The following is a 12,819-nucleotide window of genomic DNA, read 5'->3' on the forward strand; positions in this document are numbered from 1 at the left end:
CGACGATCCCGCCTTCTGCACAAACGACGTTCAGACTTCGTGATGCCACCCATCACGAAAGGTCTTCTGGACATGACGAGCCTGGCTACGACGATCGCGGCGGAAATCCAGCCGATCAGGCATTCCTCGATTCCGGCCAAGGTCGGCCTCGCGCTGATTCTCGCCGCGCTCGCCGACTGGCTGTTCTATGGTCCGCGGATCGGGCTGTCGCTGACGCTGTTTGTGATCGCGATGGCTTGCGTGTCGATGCTGTTCAATCATGCGGCCCTGGATCTGCGGCGCGCCATGATCGGCGGGAGCATTCTCGTCGCCGGCCTCGTCCCGGCCGTCGAGGAGGTCAACACGCTGTCCTTCCTGATCCTCCTTGCGTCGCTGGCGATTGCGCTTCTGCTCGCGACCAATCCGGAAACGACCGGGCTGACTGAACGTGCCCGCGCGCTGCGCAACCTCTTCCTGCTCGGGCCCTTCAGGTTCTTCCTCGACGCGCTGCAGATCTTCAACATGTCGGGGTTCACCCGGGGCATCGCACTCTGGTTGATGCCTGCTGTGCTGAGCACCGTCTTCATCGCACTGTTCGCCGCAGCCAATCCGCTGATCGAGCAGTGGGTGTTCCTGCTCAATCCAAAGCTCATCCTCGACTATGTCAGCATCCCGCGCGTGCTGTTCTGGACCATGATGCTGTCGCTGGTCTGGCCGTTCATCCATGTGCGCTGGCGGCGCAGAAAGATTGTCACCACGACCATCGCCGATATCCCCGTGCCGCCGCCGCTGCAGTCGCAAGTCTCAGCTGAGTTCCTAGGCTCCTCCACCATCCTGCGCTCGCTGATTCTGTTCAACCTGCTGTTCGCGGCACAGTCCATTCTCGATGGCATCTATCTCTGGGGCCATGTCGCGCTGCCGACCAATTTGACCTATGCGGCCTATGCCCATCGCGGCGCCTATCCGCTGATCGCGACCGCACTACTCGCCGCCGCCTTCGTGCTGGTGGCGATGCGCCCGGGCGGTCCGGCGGAGAAATCGAAGATCATCCGGCCGCTGGTGTATCTCTGGGTGGGACAGAACGTCCTGCTCGTCGCCTCCTCCATCCTTCGCCTCGAACTTTACGTCGACATCTACATGCTGACCTACTGGCGCATCGCGGCCTTCATCTGGATGGGGCTGGTGGCACTCGGGCTGATCCTGATCGTGGCCCGCATCGCGCTCGACCACACCAACCGGTGGCTTGTCGGCGCTAATCTGATCGCGTTAACGATCGTGCTCTATACTGTCTCGCTGGTGAACTTCGACGCGTTCATTTCCGACTACAATCTGGCGCACAGCAGTGAAGTGTCGGGCAAGGGCATGATGATCGATACCGACTATCTCCTCACGCTCGGACCGCAGGCGCTGCCCGCGCTCGACAAGGTAATAGCCCATCGCAAGGGCGACGACTGCCTTGCGCGGCGCCGCGATCGGCTTGTAGAAGCTCAGCGGCTGAACATGGTCTGGCGGGCCTGGAGCTTTCGGAGCTGGCGGCTGCAGCGCCGGCTCGATGCTGGGGCCAAAAGCCAGCCCGGCAATCAGCCGGCAGGCTGAGCGGAGAGATTCTTGGCGCATCGCATTCTCATCGTCGACGACGAAGGCCATATCCGCGAGGTCATCCGCGTTGCCTTGAAGAAAGCCGGCATGGACGTGATCGAGGCGCGCGACGGCAAGGAGGCGCTGAGCCGCTTTGCCGCCGACAGGCCCGATCTGATCGTGCTCGACATCGGCATGCCCGAGTTCGACGGCCTCGACGTCTGCCGCGAGGTGCGCAAAGGCTCCGACGTGCCGATCCTGTTCCTGTCGGCCCGGGACGAGGAGATCGACCGCATCCTTGGCCTCGAGATCGGCGGCGACGACTACGTGACGAAACCGTTCAGCCCGCGCGAGCTGGTGGCGCGGGTCAACGTCATCCTGCGCCGTCTCGGCCCGCGCAATGGCGAGGCCAAGGCGGGTCCGTCGACACTCACACAAGGCGGCCTCCTGGTCGATCCCGAGCAGCATGTCGCGTCGTTCGCCGGCACGCCGCTGAAGCTGACCGCGATCGAGTTCGGCATCTTGCGCGCGTTCCTGACCCGGCCGACCTCGGTGTTCAATCGCGAACAGCTGATGCGGGCGGCCTATCAGCTCAACATCCAGGTCTCCGACCGCACCATCGACAGCCACATTCGCAACATCCGCGCCAAGCTCGCGGCGCTGGCCTGCGACAATGTCATCGAGACCATCCACGGCGTCGGCTTCAAGCTAGGCCGCTGCGAGAAGGACGCATGAGCGCGGCGCCAGACAAATGGCGGCCGTCGCTTACCCTCGTGATCTTCACGGTGCTGGCGACCGTCGGCGTGCTGCCGCTGGTCGGCCTGTTCTTCTTCCGTCTCTACGACAACCAGCTGATCCGCCAGACCCAGGCCGAGCTGATCGCGCAGAGCCGCGTGCTCGCGACGATCTACGCGCAGGAGGTCACGGCGCGCCTCGACAGCGGCCTGACGCTCGGCGCCGAGGTGCCACCGAACGTGCTGCCTGATCCGGGCGACCAGGTCACCCCGATCCGTCCCGCGCTTGACCTCACCGCCAACGACCTGCTGCGGCGGCGGCCCGAGGCGCAAGCCGCTCCACAGCCGCCGCAGCCCGTCTATGTCGAGATCGGCGCTAGACTGACGCCGATCATCCGCGAGACCCAGAAGGTGACGCTGGCAGGCTTTCGCATCCTCGATCCCCAAGGCGTGGTGATCGCCGGGCGGCAGGAGGTCGGGCAGTCGCTCGCCCATATCGAGGAGGTCGCGGACGCGCTGCACGGGCAATACCGCGCCACCTTGCGCAACCGCGTGCCCGACAAGCCGCCGCCGTCGATCTACTCCTTCAGCCGCGGCCTCGGCGTCCACGTGTTTTCGGCAATGCCTGTCATCGTCAACAACCGCGTCGCGGGGGTGATCTACACGACGCGGACGCCGAGCAACATCTTCGATCATCTGTATCAGGAGCGGGCCAAGTTCGTGCTGGCGGCGCTTGCCGTGGTTCTCGGCACGATCGCGATCGGCCTCGTATTCTCGCGCACCATCACGCTGCCGATGCGCGAGCTGATCGATCGCGCTACCAGAATAGGCCGCGGCGACCGTGAGGCGTTCAGGCCGCTCCGACACTACGGTACGCGCGAGTTCGCGCAGCTCTCGCACAGCTTCCTCGGCATGGCCGAACAGCTGGCGCGGCGCTCGGACTATATCGCAACCTTCTCGGCCCACCTCACCCACGAACTGAAATCGCCGCTGACCTCGATCAAGGGCGCCGCCGAGCTGTTGCAGGATTCGGTTCAGGGCAAAGCGGGCAGCCTGACGCCGGCCGAGCAGGAGACGTTCATCGCCAACATCCTGTCCGACACAAAGCGGCTGGAAGCGATGGCGCAGCGGCTGCGCGAACTCGCGCGTGCCGAAAGCCTGCCGCAAAACGAGCGCACGGAATTGGCGCCCGTGGTTGCCGACCTCAGGAGCCGCTTTCCGACGAGCTCAATCGAGGCCAGCGGCAGCCTCGACCGGATGATCGGCATGTCGGCTGAGAAGGTGCTGATCGTGCTGTCGCATCTCGCGGACAATGCGATGCGGCACAAGGCTGGGGCCATCAAGCTGGAGGCGGTCGACGAGCGCACGACTCTGCTTCTGACTGTGAGCAATGACGGGGAGCCGATCTCGGTGCCGAACCGCGACAGGATCTTCGACGCGTTCTTCACCACCCGCCGCGACCAGGGCGGCACCGGGATGGGGCTCGCGATCGCGCGCGCGGTGATGGCGAGCCATGGCGGCTCGATCAGGCTCAAGCCGACCGATCAGGGCGCGGCGTTCGAGCTCCAGTTTCCAATGGGCTAGATCGCGAACACCCACGCGGCGACGATGGTGCCGATGGTGACCAGACCGGCGATGGTCCAGCCGGCGGCGTATTCCAGCTCAGGATGACCGGTCGCCCGCATGATCTCTGCCGGATCGGCGGTATGCTTCTCTGCCATGACAGCCTCGCACGTTACTTTCCGCGTCATATGTAAGTCGCATCAGCCACCATTAGGTTCCATCACGGAAATGCGAGGAATGACGCAGCTTGGTTTGTTCGCCGATCCGCACGCAGGGCCTGCCGGCCTTCGCTACGCCGATGACTTCGTCCAGGCCGCCGCCGAGCAGGCGCTCATCAGCCGCATCGCAGCATTGCCGCTCCAGCGCTTCCAATTCGGCGCCTTCGAGGGCAACCGTCGGGTGGCGTCCTTCGGCTATCGCTATGACTACACATTGCAGCGGCTGGCCGAGGCCGAGCCGATCCCCGACTGGGTCCTCCCCGTCGCGCGGCAGGTCGAGGCATGGGCGGGTCTCGCCGGCGGCAGCGTGCGGCAGGTGCTCTGCACCGAATACGAGGCCGGCGTCGGCATCGGCTGGCACCGCGACAAGCCGCACTTCGACAAAATCCTCGGCCTGTCGCTGGGCTCGTCCTGCAAATTCCGCTTCCGCCGCCGTAGCGGCGACAAATGGGAGCGCCATACGCTCGAAGCCCGGCCGCGCTCGCTTTACATGATAGACGGCGAGGCGCGGTCGCAATGGGAGCACAGCATCCCGCCGGTCGAGGCGCGCCGCTATTCCATCACCTTCCGGACGATGAAGCAGGCCTGACCGGCCGGCCAAACAAAAAAACGCGAAAACAACCCCATGCACAGTAGAACGGCCGTGTCGGCGTGAGGCTTGGCCCCGCGGCGTAACCGTTTGACACCTCGGGGCAAAACAGCCGCAGCGCGCAAAGGCGCAAGGCCCGGCGAACTTGCCTTCCAATTCGCGTTTACATGCTAAACTGGTTCCACGCGCCGCGCGGAAGGGAAGTCGCGATGGCAGGTCCAGGGAGGCAAGATGAAGCCCGGTCGATTGATCCTCGCCTCCACCCTCATCGTCGCAACCGCCTCCGGCGTCGCCGCTGCCTCCGACGCGACGCCCGCAAAAGTCTCGGGCTCGACGGCGCTGGCGCTCGCGGGGGTGATCGCGCCGCTGTCGTCGGTCCTGTCCGGCGCCGAGAAGAAGGCGATGGCGATGCTGTTCGCCGCTAACAGCGACATTCCCTACAAGAAACCGATCGTGGTCACCGCCGATCGAATCGTCTGTCGCGCCGGCAATGTCGACATCACCGTGCGGAACTGCGAGGTCACCTTCGGCAAGAAGACCAGGACGGTGAACGGCTCCACGGCCGGCGAGATCTTCGCCACCGAAGCCCTGGCCGGCATTCCGCCCGACGGCGCCGCGGGATCGAATTTCGAGAGCCTGACCAAGCTGAGCTGCACGATCGACCCCAACGCCATCCGCCGGAAGGACGGCAGTGGAGCGGAGTGCACCTTCCAGCCGGGGAATTGAACCACGCGCGGAGACGCGCCGAGAGAACCGTCGGTGCCGTGAAATCGCCTCAAGGCCAACTAACTAATAAGGCGAATTGAAAAGACGGGCCAAACGCGCGAGCCCATATCGGGCACGCAGGGCCGACACCGACATGAAGAATTTTCTCGCATTTTTTCTGATCCTGGGCATCACGGCAGCCTCGGCACACGGTCCCCTGCCGATGCGGTCGGCCGCGCCGTCCGATCTCGTCCGGGTCGGCCTCACCGACAACGACACCACCGCGGGCGGCACGGCGCGGCTGTGCGAGCAGGTCACCTTCTCGCGCGGCCTGCGCTACGGCGAGAGCGAAGCCAATGTGCTTGATGTCGCCACCGCCACGACCAAGGCGGATACGCCGCGGCCGGTGCTGCTGTTCGTGACCGGCGACACCTTCACCGGCGACCGCGCCGCGCCGGAGTTGGCGCGCCAGATCCAGGACCAGGCCATGTGCTTTGCCGCGCGCAACGACATGATCGGCGTGCGCGTCAACTACCGGCTGGCGCCCTCGGCGACGTGGCCGGCGGGTGCGACCGACGTGGCGGCGGCGCTGTCCTGGGTCCACGGCAATATCGACCTGTTCAACGGCGATGCCCGCGAGATCGTCGCGGTCGGCTACGGCGCCGGCGCCTTCCATGTCGCCACCCTGCTGGCCCATCCCGAACTCCAGACCGACCGCGCCGATGTCGCGGCGGTCGTGCTGGTGTCCGGGGTCTACCGCGCCGGCAAGGACGCGAGCGACAGCGAGAAGGCCTATCTCGGCAGCGACGCCAGCCAGTACAACAAGCGCTCGGTCTTCCCTGGCATCCTCAATGTCGACGTCCCGATCGTGCTGGCCTGGGCTGCGGATGATTCCGCCGGCATCACGGCTCAGGGCGAAATCCTGAAGAAGACGCTCTGCGGCGCCGGCCATTGTCCGCGCAGCGCGCTGCTGCGCAGCCGCGACGGCATCGCAAGCGCCTTCGGCCTGGACGGCTCCGGCGACAGCCTCGCCGAGCCGACGCTGCTGCTGGTGCATCAGCTCGAGGCGCGCGGGCTGCCGTAGCCGCCCCTCCGTCAGTACGGCTGCCATTTGGCCCGGCGCGACGAGCAACTTCGAAACGAGCTGCCAAGACACACGAATGACAAACGCTTGACGTAGATCAACTCGCCTTGCTGCGGACTGAGCCGACCTCGTTGGGGGCCAACGACAAGGTGTTGAGCATGCGCGTCACCGGCAGGATGCTATTCGCCTCGATGATCGCGTTCGCGTCGCTCGGCGCGATGTCCGAGCAACGCGCCGATCAACCGACCGCCGACAACGAAATCCGCATCGGCAATGTTATGCCGTATTCGGGACCGCTCTCGGAGTTCGGCGCTATTGGCCAGGCGGAAGCGGCCTATTTCGACATGGTCAACGCGCGCGGCGGCATCAATGGCCGCAAGATCCGCTTCATCACCCGCGACGACAATTCCGATCCGACGACCGCGCTGGAGCTGACGCGCAATCTGGTCGAGACGGACGACGTGCATTTGATGTTCGGATCATTCGGCACGCCCGGTAATCTCGCCACGCGCTGGTATCTGAACGCGAAGAAGATCCCACAATTGTTCGTCGCCTCCGGCGACGAGGAGCTGAGCCAGGCCAAGGCGTTTCCCTGGACCATGGGCTGGCAGCCATCGTTCCGGTCGGAGGGGCGCATCTACGCCAACTATCTCCAGGCCTATTATCCCAGGAAGAAGATCGTGGTGCTCTGGCAGAACGACCAGTTCGGGCGTGCGCTTCTCAAGGGCATGGAGGAAGGTCTTGGCGATCTGAACCGTCTCGTCCTCGTCGACATCGCCTTCGACATTGCCGATGAGCATCTTGACGGACACGTCTCGATCCTCAAGCGCGCAGGCGCCGATATCTTCGTCTTTCTCGGCGTGCCGTCGACGGCGTCCAAGGTGATCAAGCTGGCCGCATCAATGAAATGGCGCCCGGTCTTCATCGTCAACGACGCCTCCGCCTCGATCGCCAACGCGATGGCGCCCGCAGGCCTGGAGAATTCCTCCGGCGTGATCTCGGCGGCCTTTCTGAAGGACCCGAGCGATCCCGCATGGAAGGACGATCCTGCCATGAAGGACTGGTTCACTTTCATGGACAAGTACCATCACGACGAAAGCACCAACAGCAGCGCTGCACTCTTTGGCTACGCCGCGGCAGAGGCGCTGACGCAAGTGCTGAAGCAATGCGGCGACGATTTATCGCGCGAGAACATCATGCGTCAGGCTGCTTCGCTAAGGAATTATCAGCCCTCAGTCGCCCTGCCGAACATCAGGATGAACACCTCGCCAAGCAGCTACCTGCCGATCAGGCAGATGCGGCTGGTCCAGTTCGACGGGCGTTCCTGGCAACCCTTCGGCGACGTGATCGAGACCGCCTTCACGGAAGGCGCGGCGCGGTGAGGTGACTGACGCCCACCTTTTGCTGGGCTTACCCCTCTCCCCCGCCCTCCCCCCTCGTGCGGGAGGGTTAGGGAGAGGGGGCCACACGGGGACTCTCTCGATCACACAAGCAGCTCCGCAAGTCTGTCCGCTCCCCTCACGCCGGCTTCAGTGAGGCCAGCGCGTTCTCCAGCAGCGAGCGCACCCGCGCTGCGTCGCCGGATTTCACCACGGCCGGATCGAGATAGAGCTCCAGCCCCGGTGCGCGCTCGGTGATGATGCCGCTTGTCTCCACTGAAGCGTCGTTCAGCGCATCCACGGAGTACGGAATCACTTCGCGGCTGATGCCCTTCATCGTGATCGCGGGCAGCGCGTGGGCGCGGACGATGTCGCTGACCAGCGCGAAGGTTTCATAGCTCAGCACGATGCCGCCGGGCTCGGCGATCGATTGCAGGCGAGCGGCGAGGTTCGCCTCCGCACCGATGATGGTGTAGTCCATGCGGTCGCTGCTGCCGAAATTACCGACATTGCAATAGCCGGAATTGATGCCCATGCGCGCCTTGAACGGCAGCTCGATGCCGGAGGCGCGCCATTTCGCATTGAGCTCGGTGAGACGGTGCTGCATGCGCCAGGCCATCCGGAGGCAGGCCTGGGCGTCAGCGCGGTCGCCCTTGGTCTCGGGGTCGCCGAAGAAGATCAGCATGGCATCGCCGATGAACTTGTCGATGGTGCCGCCAAATTCGTGGGCGACCGTCGACATCTCGGTGAAATATTCGTTGAGAAGCTGGGTCAGCAACTCCGGCTGGAGCCGCTCCGCCGTCGCGGTGAAGTTCTGGATGTCCGAGAAGAAGATGGTGAGCTTCTTGCGTTCGGTGTGGATGGTGACGTCCTTCTGGCCGGAGAAGATGCTTCGGTAGACCTGCGGCGGAATGTAACGCGAGATCTTCATCGAGAGTGAGGCGAGGAAGTCGTTGGCGGATTCGAGCTCCTTGTTCATGCCCTTGATGCGGCTCGCCTGACGGCGCTGCAGCGAGAGAAACGACAAGCCGCTGCCGGCCGCGATCAGGAAATAGGCCAAGAGGAATTTGAACGAGAAGATGTTGGCGGCGATCGGCTGGGCGATGATCACCTCCTGGATGCCCCTGACGTCACCCACCTTCCAATCCTTCTTCGGACTTTCGGGGTGGCTGTTGTGGCAACTGACGCAGGCCGGGCCCATCGTCACCGGAGCGATCAGGCGGACCTTGTCGTTGAACAGCGAGGTCTCGGTCTCGACGATCTTCTGCTCGGGATCGTTGCGAAGCGATTCGAGCGCATCCTTCTCGAACTTGTCGAGCTGGTGCGGGGCGCGATTCTGGAACGGGAAGTCCGAGACGAAACGGTAGGTGATGTTTTCCTGCTGCGCTCCGATCACCCGCCCGAGCTCCAGCGACAGCGTGGCCGGGATCGGGACCCCGCCGGGGACGGATTCGTAGTTGTGAACCACCCTGGTCGTGCCGTTCGGATTGGCGATGATGCGCCCGACCACGTTGGTCGCGTAATAACTGCGCACGCTCGTGATCACCGAATTCAGGTCGATCGCCTGCCGGCGCAGCGCGGTCTTGCTGAGTTCGGTAAGGTCCAGCCACACCGCGAGCGGCAAAGCGAGCAGGAGGAAGGCGACCGCGGCACCGGTCAGGATGCCACTCTTGCGCTGTTCTTCGGAGATCTCTTGCTTCACTCTTTGGCTCCGTGATGAGCGTTCTTGTCTCGAACTCGGGGGATACGGAACAGAGCCAATAAACGCGCTCCCGCGCAACCCCATTTTATGGTGGTCGCGCCAAGCGGCTTTTCGTTTCATGGCGAATGTTTAAGATCGGCATTAATCTGCATTCACTCCACCGGGAGATCCATCAAATGGCCGAGACCATCCGCATCAAGCGCTTCAATGCGCGCCCCGTCATTGTGCCGATGAACCTCCCGCTCAAAACCTCGACCGGGGCGGTCGCAAAGGCGCCGCTGGTGCTGATCGACTGCGAGACCGACCTGGGCGTGCGGGGGCACGCCTATCTGTTCTCGATCACACCCTCGGCCTTGAAGCCATTGACGGCGATGGTCGCGGAAATGTCAGAGCTGCTCGCGGGCGACGAGCTGCTGCCGTTCGAGATCGAGCGCAAGCTGACCCAGCGCTTCACGCTCTTGGGTTTGGCCGGCCTGCAGCGGCTGGCGCAATCCGGCATCGACATGGCGGCATGGGACGCGTTGGCGCGCGCACGCGGCCTGCCGCTGGCGCGGCTGCTCGGCGGTGCGCCGAAACCTGTCAGGGCCTACAATTCGAAGGGACTCGGCATCATGCCGGCGGGCGCCGCGGTGGAGGAAGCCCACAAGCTGCTGGCCGAGGGCTTCCAGGCCGCAAAGATCCGCGTCGGCCGTCCCGATGCGCGGGAAGACCTGAAGGTGGTGCGCGCGGTGCGCAAGGCCGTCGGCGACGACGTGACCTTGATGTGCGACTACAATCAGGCGCTGACGGTCAGCGAGGCCATCCGCCGCGGCGAGATGCTCGACGACGAGGGGCTCACCTGGATCGAGGAGCCGATCCGTCACGACGATTATTCCGGCTGCGCCCGCATCGCGGATGCACTGCGCACCCCGGTCCAGATCGGCGAGAATTTCGACAGCGCGTTCGCGATGCAATCCGCGCTGTCGGCGGAAGCCTGCGACTATTTGATGCCCGACGTGCAGCGCATCGGCGGCGTCACCGGCTGGCTGCGCGCCGCCGCACTGGCGCATGCCGCCGGGATCGAGATGTCGACGCATCTGTTCTCGGAAGTCAGCGCGCATCTGCTCTGCGTGACGCCCACCGCGCACTGGCTGGAGTATGTCGATTGGGCCGATGCGGTGCTGGCGACCCGTTTGCAGATCAAGGACGGCTTTGCCCTGCCAAGCGAGGAGCCCGGCAACGGCATTGCGTGGGACGAGGCCGCGGTGAAGAAGTATCTGGTCGGATAGGCCGCGTTCGTCGCGGCGCATCACATCGCGGACTTCGGAACCTGACGATCACCGAGCGAACATGCCATCTACGACCGAACAGCCGCAATCATACTCAGCTCGACCGGTGCGCCCCGCGGCAACTCGGCGACGCCAACAGATGTACGCGTATGACGACCGCGATCACCCAGGCGCTCGATCAGCCGGTCGGAGGCGCCGTTCATGACTTGCGATTGCTGCGTAAATCCAGGCGCCGAGGCGATGTATCCAACGAGCTGCAAGACCTGGACGATGTTGTCCTCTCCGCCTGTTGCGTGATTGATGGCCGAAAGGCAGAGATCAGCGCAGAGCGCAGCAGCTTCCTGTGCGGCGGCGACATCGACACCTGCGCCGACTTTGCCTGAGTACAGCAGGTCTTCGCCGCGACGCGGCAGCTGACCACTGACATACGCAATTCCACTATGGATGATCACCGGCAGGTAGTTGCCGCCGGGCTTGTTCACGCTACTCATTCGGCCACCTGCCTTCTTTCCACATCCCGCTAAGCGATACAGTTTCGCCGAATGCCAGGTTCGCCGCCGCGGTCAAGGATCGGACAATGGCAGGCGGAGAGTCACGGATCAAGGCTGCGCCGGGCATCGCGTTCGGCAGCCAGCACCGAGCCTCTATCCGACCGGATTGAAGGACCTGCGGCGCGAGCCGAAGAAGGCGCCCCCCTGAGAGGCCCCCGCGCTACCACGTCTCTGCGCCGGGGATTTTTCTGCGTACCGCCATGCGCTGGATCCATATGCAGCGACGCACGGATCTGTTGGAGCGGCCGACCGCGGATATTCCTTGGCCGGCCTGCAGCAGTGGCGCCACGTTTTCGCGCAGCGCGCGGCAGCGCTGGAGCTCGGCCTGCCAGTCGATGATGGCGGCGTCAGCCTGCGACGCAATTAGCGACAATATCGCCACGGCAAGACAGCTCGCTCGCATGGTGCGGAGTTCCTTCACCGTGGTCCGCCCGGATTACGCCAGGCGGCATCGTGGCCCGGATGCCCACCCGGGCTAGTGACACCGCCAGACGATAACTCAACTTGATGCCGGCGGCGAGAGTTTGCGCTACTTCCCACGGAATCCGACCGTGGCCGGACCAACGCATCTGTGATGCAGCTGTGAGCTCTGATCGCGCGATCCTGAAAAATCAGCGAAGCGATCAATGGTATGACAACCAGCATTCAAAATGCCAACCGGCAAACGACGAGAGGTGAACATGATCCGTCCGAGGAAGTCTTTTGCCGGCGCCGGGCCACGACCGATTGCGCGACGCTCCCATCTTGCCGCGATGACTGCAGCGCTGTTTTTCGCCGCAACGTTCTGGCCGGCGGGATCTGCGCTGGCTGCCGCAAATGATGCTGAGGCGCGAACCATCTTCGACAAGTTCATTGCCGCGCAGAATGCGCATAACGCGGACGATGTGAAAGCCATGCTCTGGACTTCGCCGAGCGCGCTGTTGTTTGCGAGAGGCATCGAGACCAGAGGGCGCGATGCGGTCGCCGAACGCTTCAAGGCGTATTACGAAGGCACCTGGCACCTCGAACCCGACATGTCGAAATTCCACGTCGCCGTGATCTCGAACGAGGTCATGCAGATCCTCGTCCCTATCGTTTTCACGCGCGGCCTTCCGGGCAAGCCGCCACAACAAAATACGTTTCTGATCAGCCAGACCTACGTTCAGGATCCGGACGGCTGGCACGTTGCCTCCATCCTTCCGGTCGCGAATACGGAGCTGAAATAGGGGGATTGAGCGGCGGTGTGTCGGCGAAGGATGCTGCCGCTCCAGTCCGTCTACGCTCTTCGAGCTACGCCGGACACGGTTCGCCGCAATGAGATTGGTGGCTTGCCCAGCCGTAGCTCGCGGCGGCAGCCCGCCTGCGCCCTTTGGGCTTCGGCGTGGCATCCTTCACTCGTTTCGTGAGCGAAGATTGCGGCTTGCCGAGCCGGGGCTCGCTGCAAAAAGTCCGCCTGCGCCCGTTGGGGCGTCGGCGCGACATCCTTCTCT

General features: G+C 64.1%; 13 protein-coding genes. 9 read left to right on the plus strand and 4 right to left on the minus strand.

Features of this window, described 5'->3' with window-relative positions:
• Positions 1-72: 72 nt before the first annotated feature.
• Genes AC0L3U_RS05750 through AC0L3U_RS05760 form a run of 3 tightly spaced genes read left to right on the plus strand, consistent with a single transcriptional unit; the run spans position 73 to position 3,875 of the window.
• Complete coding sequence (locus AC0L3U_RS05750; protein ID WP_473361017.1) at positions 73-1,575, plus strand: DUF4153 domain-containing protein; 1,503 nt, start codon at positions 73-75, stop codon at positions 1,573-1,575.
• Positions 1,576-1,587: 12 nt separating this feature from the next.
• Positions 1,588-2,292 (plus strand): response regulator transcription factor, encoded by a 705-nt coding sequence (locus tag AC0L3U_RS05755; RefSeq protein WP_473361018.1) that lies wholly within the window; start codon positions 1,588-1,590, stop codon positions 2,290-2,292.
• Positions 2,289-3,875 (plus strand): ATP-binding protein, encoded by a 1,587-nt coding sequence (locus AC0L3U_RS05760; RefSeq protein ID WP_473361019.1) that lies wholly within the window; start codon positions 2,289-2,291, stop codon positions 3,873-3,875. The genes AC0L3U_RS05755 and AC0L3U_RS05760 overlap by 4 nt, the downstream gene beginning before the upstream one ends.
• Here the strand turns inward: AC0L3U_RS05760 and AC0L3U_RS05765 are convergent.
• On the minus strand, positions 3,872-4,012 hold the full coding sequence (locus AC0L3U_RS05765) for a hypothetical protein (protein WP_007597071.1): 141 nt from the start codon (positions 4,010-4,012) through the stop codon (positions 3,872-3,874). The two genes, AC0L3U_RS05760 and AC0L3U_RS05765, sit on opposite strands and share 4 nt — an antisense overlap.
• Positions 4,013-4,091: 79 nt before the next feature.
• Between AC0L3U_RS05765 and AC0L3U_RS05770 the strand changes: the two genes are divergently transcribed.
• The 4 genes from AC0L3U_RS05770 (at position 4,092) to AC0L3U_RS05785 (ending at position 7,832) form a co-directional block, all read left to right on the plus strand.
• On the plus strand, positions 4,092-4,661 hold the full coding sequence (locus AC0L3U_RS05770) for an alpha-ketoglutarate-dependent dioxygenase AlkB (protein WP_473361020.1): 570 nt from the start codon (positions 4,092-4,094) through the stop codon (positions 4,659-4,661).
• Between the two features lie 231 nt (positions 4,662-4,892).
• The gene (locus tag AC0L3U_RS05775) at positions 4,893-5,387 is read left to right on the plus strand and encodes a hypothetical protein (protein WP_473347195.1); all 495 of its coding nucleotides are present in this window, start codon (positions 4,893-4,895) and stop codon (positions 5,385-5,387) included.
• A gap of 133 nt (positions 5,388-5,520) precedes the next feature.
• Complete coding sequence (locus AC0L3U_RS05780) at positions 5,521-6,450, plus strand: alpha/beta hydrolase (RefSeq protein WP_473361021.1); 930 nt, start codon at positions 5,521-5,523, stop codon at positions 6,448-6,450.
• A gap of 158 nt (positions 6,451-6,608) precedes the next feature.
• The gene (locus AC0L3U_RS05785; RefSeq protein ID WP_473361106.1) at positions 6,609-7,832 is read left to right on the plus strand and encodes an ABC transporter substrate-binding protein; all 1,224 of its coding nucleotides are present in this window, start codon (positions 6,609-6,611) and stop codon (positions 7,830-7,832) included.
• Positions 7,833-7,968: 136 nt separating this feature from the next.
• On the opposite strand, the gene AC0L3U_RS05790 is transcribed toward AC0L3U_RS05785, so the two are convergent.
• Positions 7,969-9,531 carry an adenylate/guanylate cyclase domain-containing protein gene (locus AC0L3U_RS05790; RefSeq protein WP_473361022.1) on the minus strand — a complete coding sequence of 521 codons (1,563 nt, stop codon included), beginning with the start codon at positions 9,529-9,531 and terminating at the stop codon, positions 7,969-7,971.
• A 176-nt stretch (positions 9,532-9,707) separates the two neighbouring features.
• On the opposite strand from AC0L3U_RS05790, the gene AC0L3U_RS05795 reads away from it, so the two are divergent.
• Positions 9,708-10,799 (plus strand): enolase C-terminal domain-like protein, encoded by a 1,092-nt coding sequence (locus tag AC0L3U_RS05795; RefSeq protein WP_473361023.1) that lies wholly within the window; start codon positions 9,708-9,710, stop codon positions 10,797-10,799.
• 68 nt (positions 10,800-10,867) lie between these two features.
• Here the strand turns inward: AC0L3U_RS05795 and AC0L3U_RS05800 are convergent, their stop codons facing one another.
• Positions 10,868-11,290: a RidA family protein gene (locus AC0L3U_RS05800; RefSeq protein WP_473361024.1), complete on the minus strand. Its 423-nt coding sequence runs from the start codon at positions 11,288-11,290 to the stop codon at positions 10,868-10,870.
• Positions 11,291-11,510: 220 nt separating this feature from the next.
• Positions 11,511-11,753 (minus strand): hypothetical protein, encoded by a 243-nt coding sequence (locus AC0L3U_RS05805; RefSeq protein WP_473361107.1) that lies wholly within the window; start codon positions 11,751-11,753, stop codon positions 11,511-11,513.
• A 277-nt stretch (positions 11,754-12,030) separates the two neighbouring features.
• Between AC0L3U_RS05805 and AC0L3U_RS05810 the strand changes: the two genes are divergently transcribed.
• The gene (locus AC0L3U_RS05810) at positions 12,031-12,555 is read left to right on the plus strand and encodes a Cif family virulence factor (protein ID WP_473287874.1); all 525 of its coding nucleotides are present in this window, start codon (positions 12,031-12,033) and stop codon (positions 12,553-12,555) included.
• Positions 12,556-12,819 lie beyond the last annotated feature (264 nt).

The organism is Bradyrhizobium sp. Kon69 (assembly GCF_055807515.1).

Excerpts from the sequence above, each read along its gene's own strand:
- AC0L3U_RS05800 (WP_473361024.1), bottom strand. The coding sequence starts at position 11,290 with ATGAGTAGCGTGAACAAGCCCGGCGGCAACTACCTGCCGGTGATCATC.
- AC0L3U_RS05785 (WP_473361106.1), top strand. The coding sequence starts at position 6,609 with ATGCGCGTCACCGGCAGGATGCTATTCGCCTCGATGATCGCGTTCGCG.
- AC0L3U_RS05765 (WP_007597071.1), bottom strand. The coding sequence starts at position 4,012 with ATGGCAGAGAAGCATACCGCCGATCCGGCAGAGATCATGCGGGCGACC.
- AC0L3U_RS05810 (WP_473287874.1), top strand. The coding sequence starts at position 12,031 with ATGATCCGTCCGAGGAAGTCTTTTGCCGGCGCCGGGCCACGACCGATT.
- AC0L3U_RS05775 (WP_473347195.1), top strand. The coding sequence starts at position 4,893 with ATGAAGCCCGGTCGATTGATCCTCGCCTCCACCCTCATCGTCGCAACC.
- AC0L3U_RS05760 (WP_473361019.1), top strand. The coding sequence starts at position 2,289 with ATGAGCGCGGCGCCAGACAAATGGCGGCCGTCGCTTACCCTCGTGATC.
- AC0L3U_RS05750 (WP_473361017.1), top strand. The coding sequence starts at position 73 with ATGACGAGCCTGGCTACGACGATCGCGGCGGAAATCCAGCCGATCAGG.
- AC0L3U_RS05795 (WP_473361023.1), top strand. The coding sequence starts at position 9,708 with ATGGCCGAGACCATCCGCATCAAGCGCTTCAATGCGCGCCCCGTCATT.
- AC0L3U_RS05780 (WP_473361021.1), top strand. The coding sequence starts at position 5,521 with ATGAAGAATTTTCTCGCATTTTTTCTGATCCTGGGCATCACGGCAGCC.
- AC0L3U_RS05770 (WP_473361020.1), top strand. The coding sequence starts at position 4,092 with ATGACGCAGCTTGGTTTGTTCGCCGATCCGCACGCAGGGCCTGCCGGC.
- AC0L3U_RS05805 (WP_473361107.1), bottom strand. The coding sequence starts at position 11,753 with ATGCGAGCGAGCTGTCTTGCCGTGGCGATATTGTCGCTAATTGCGTCG.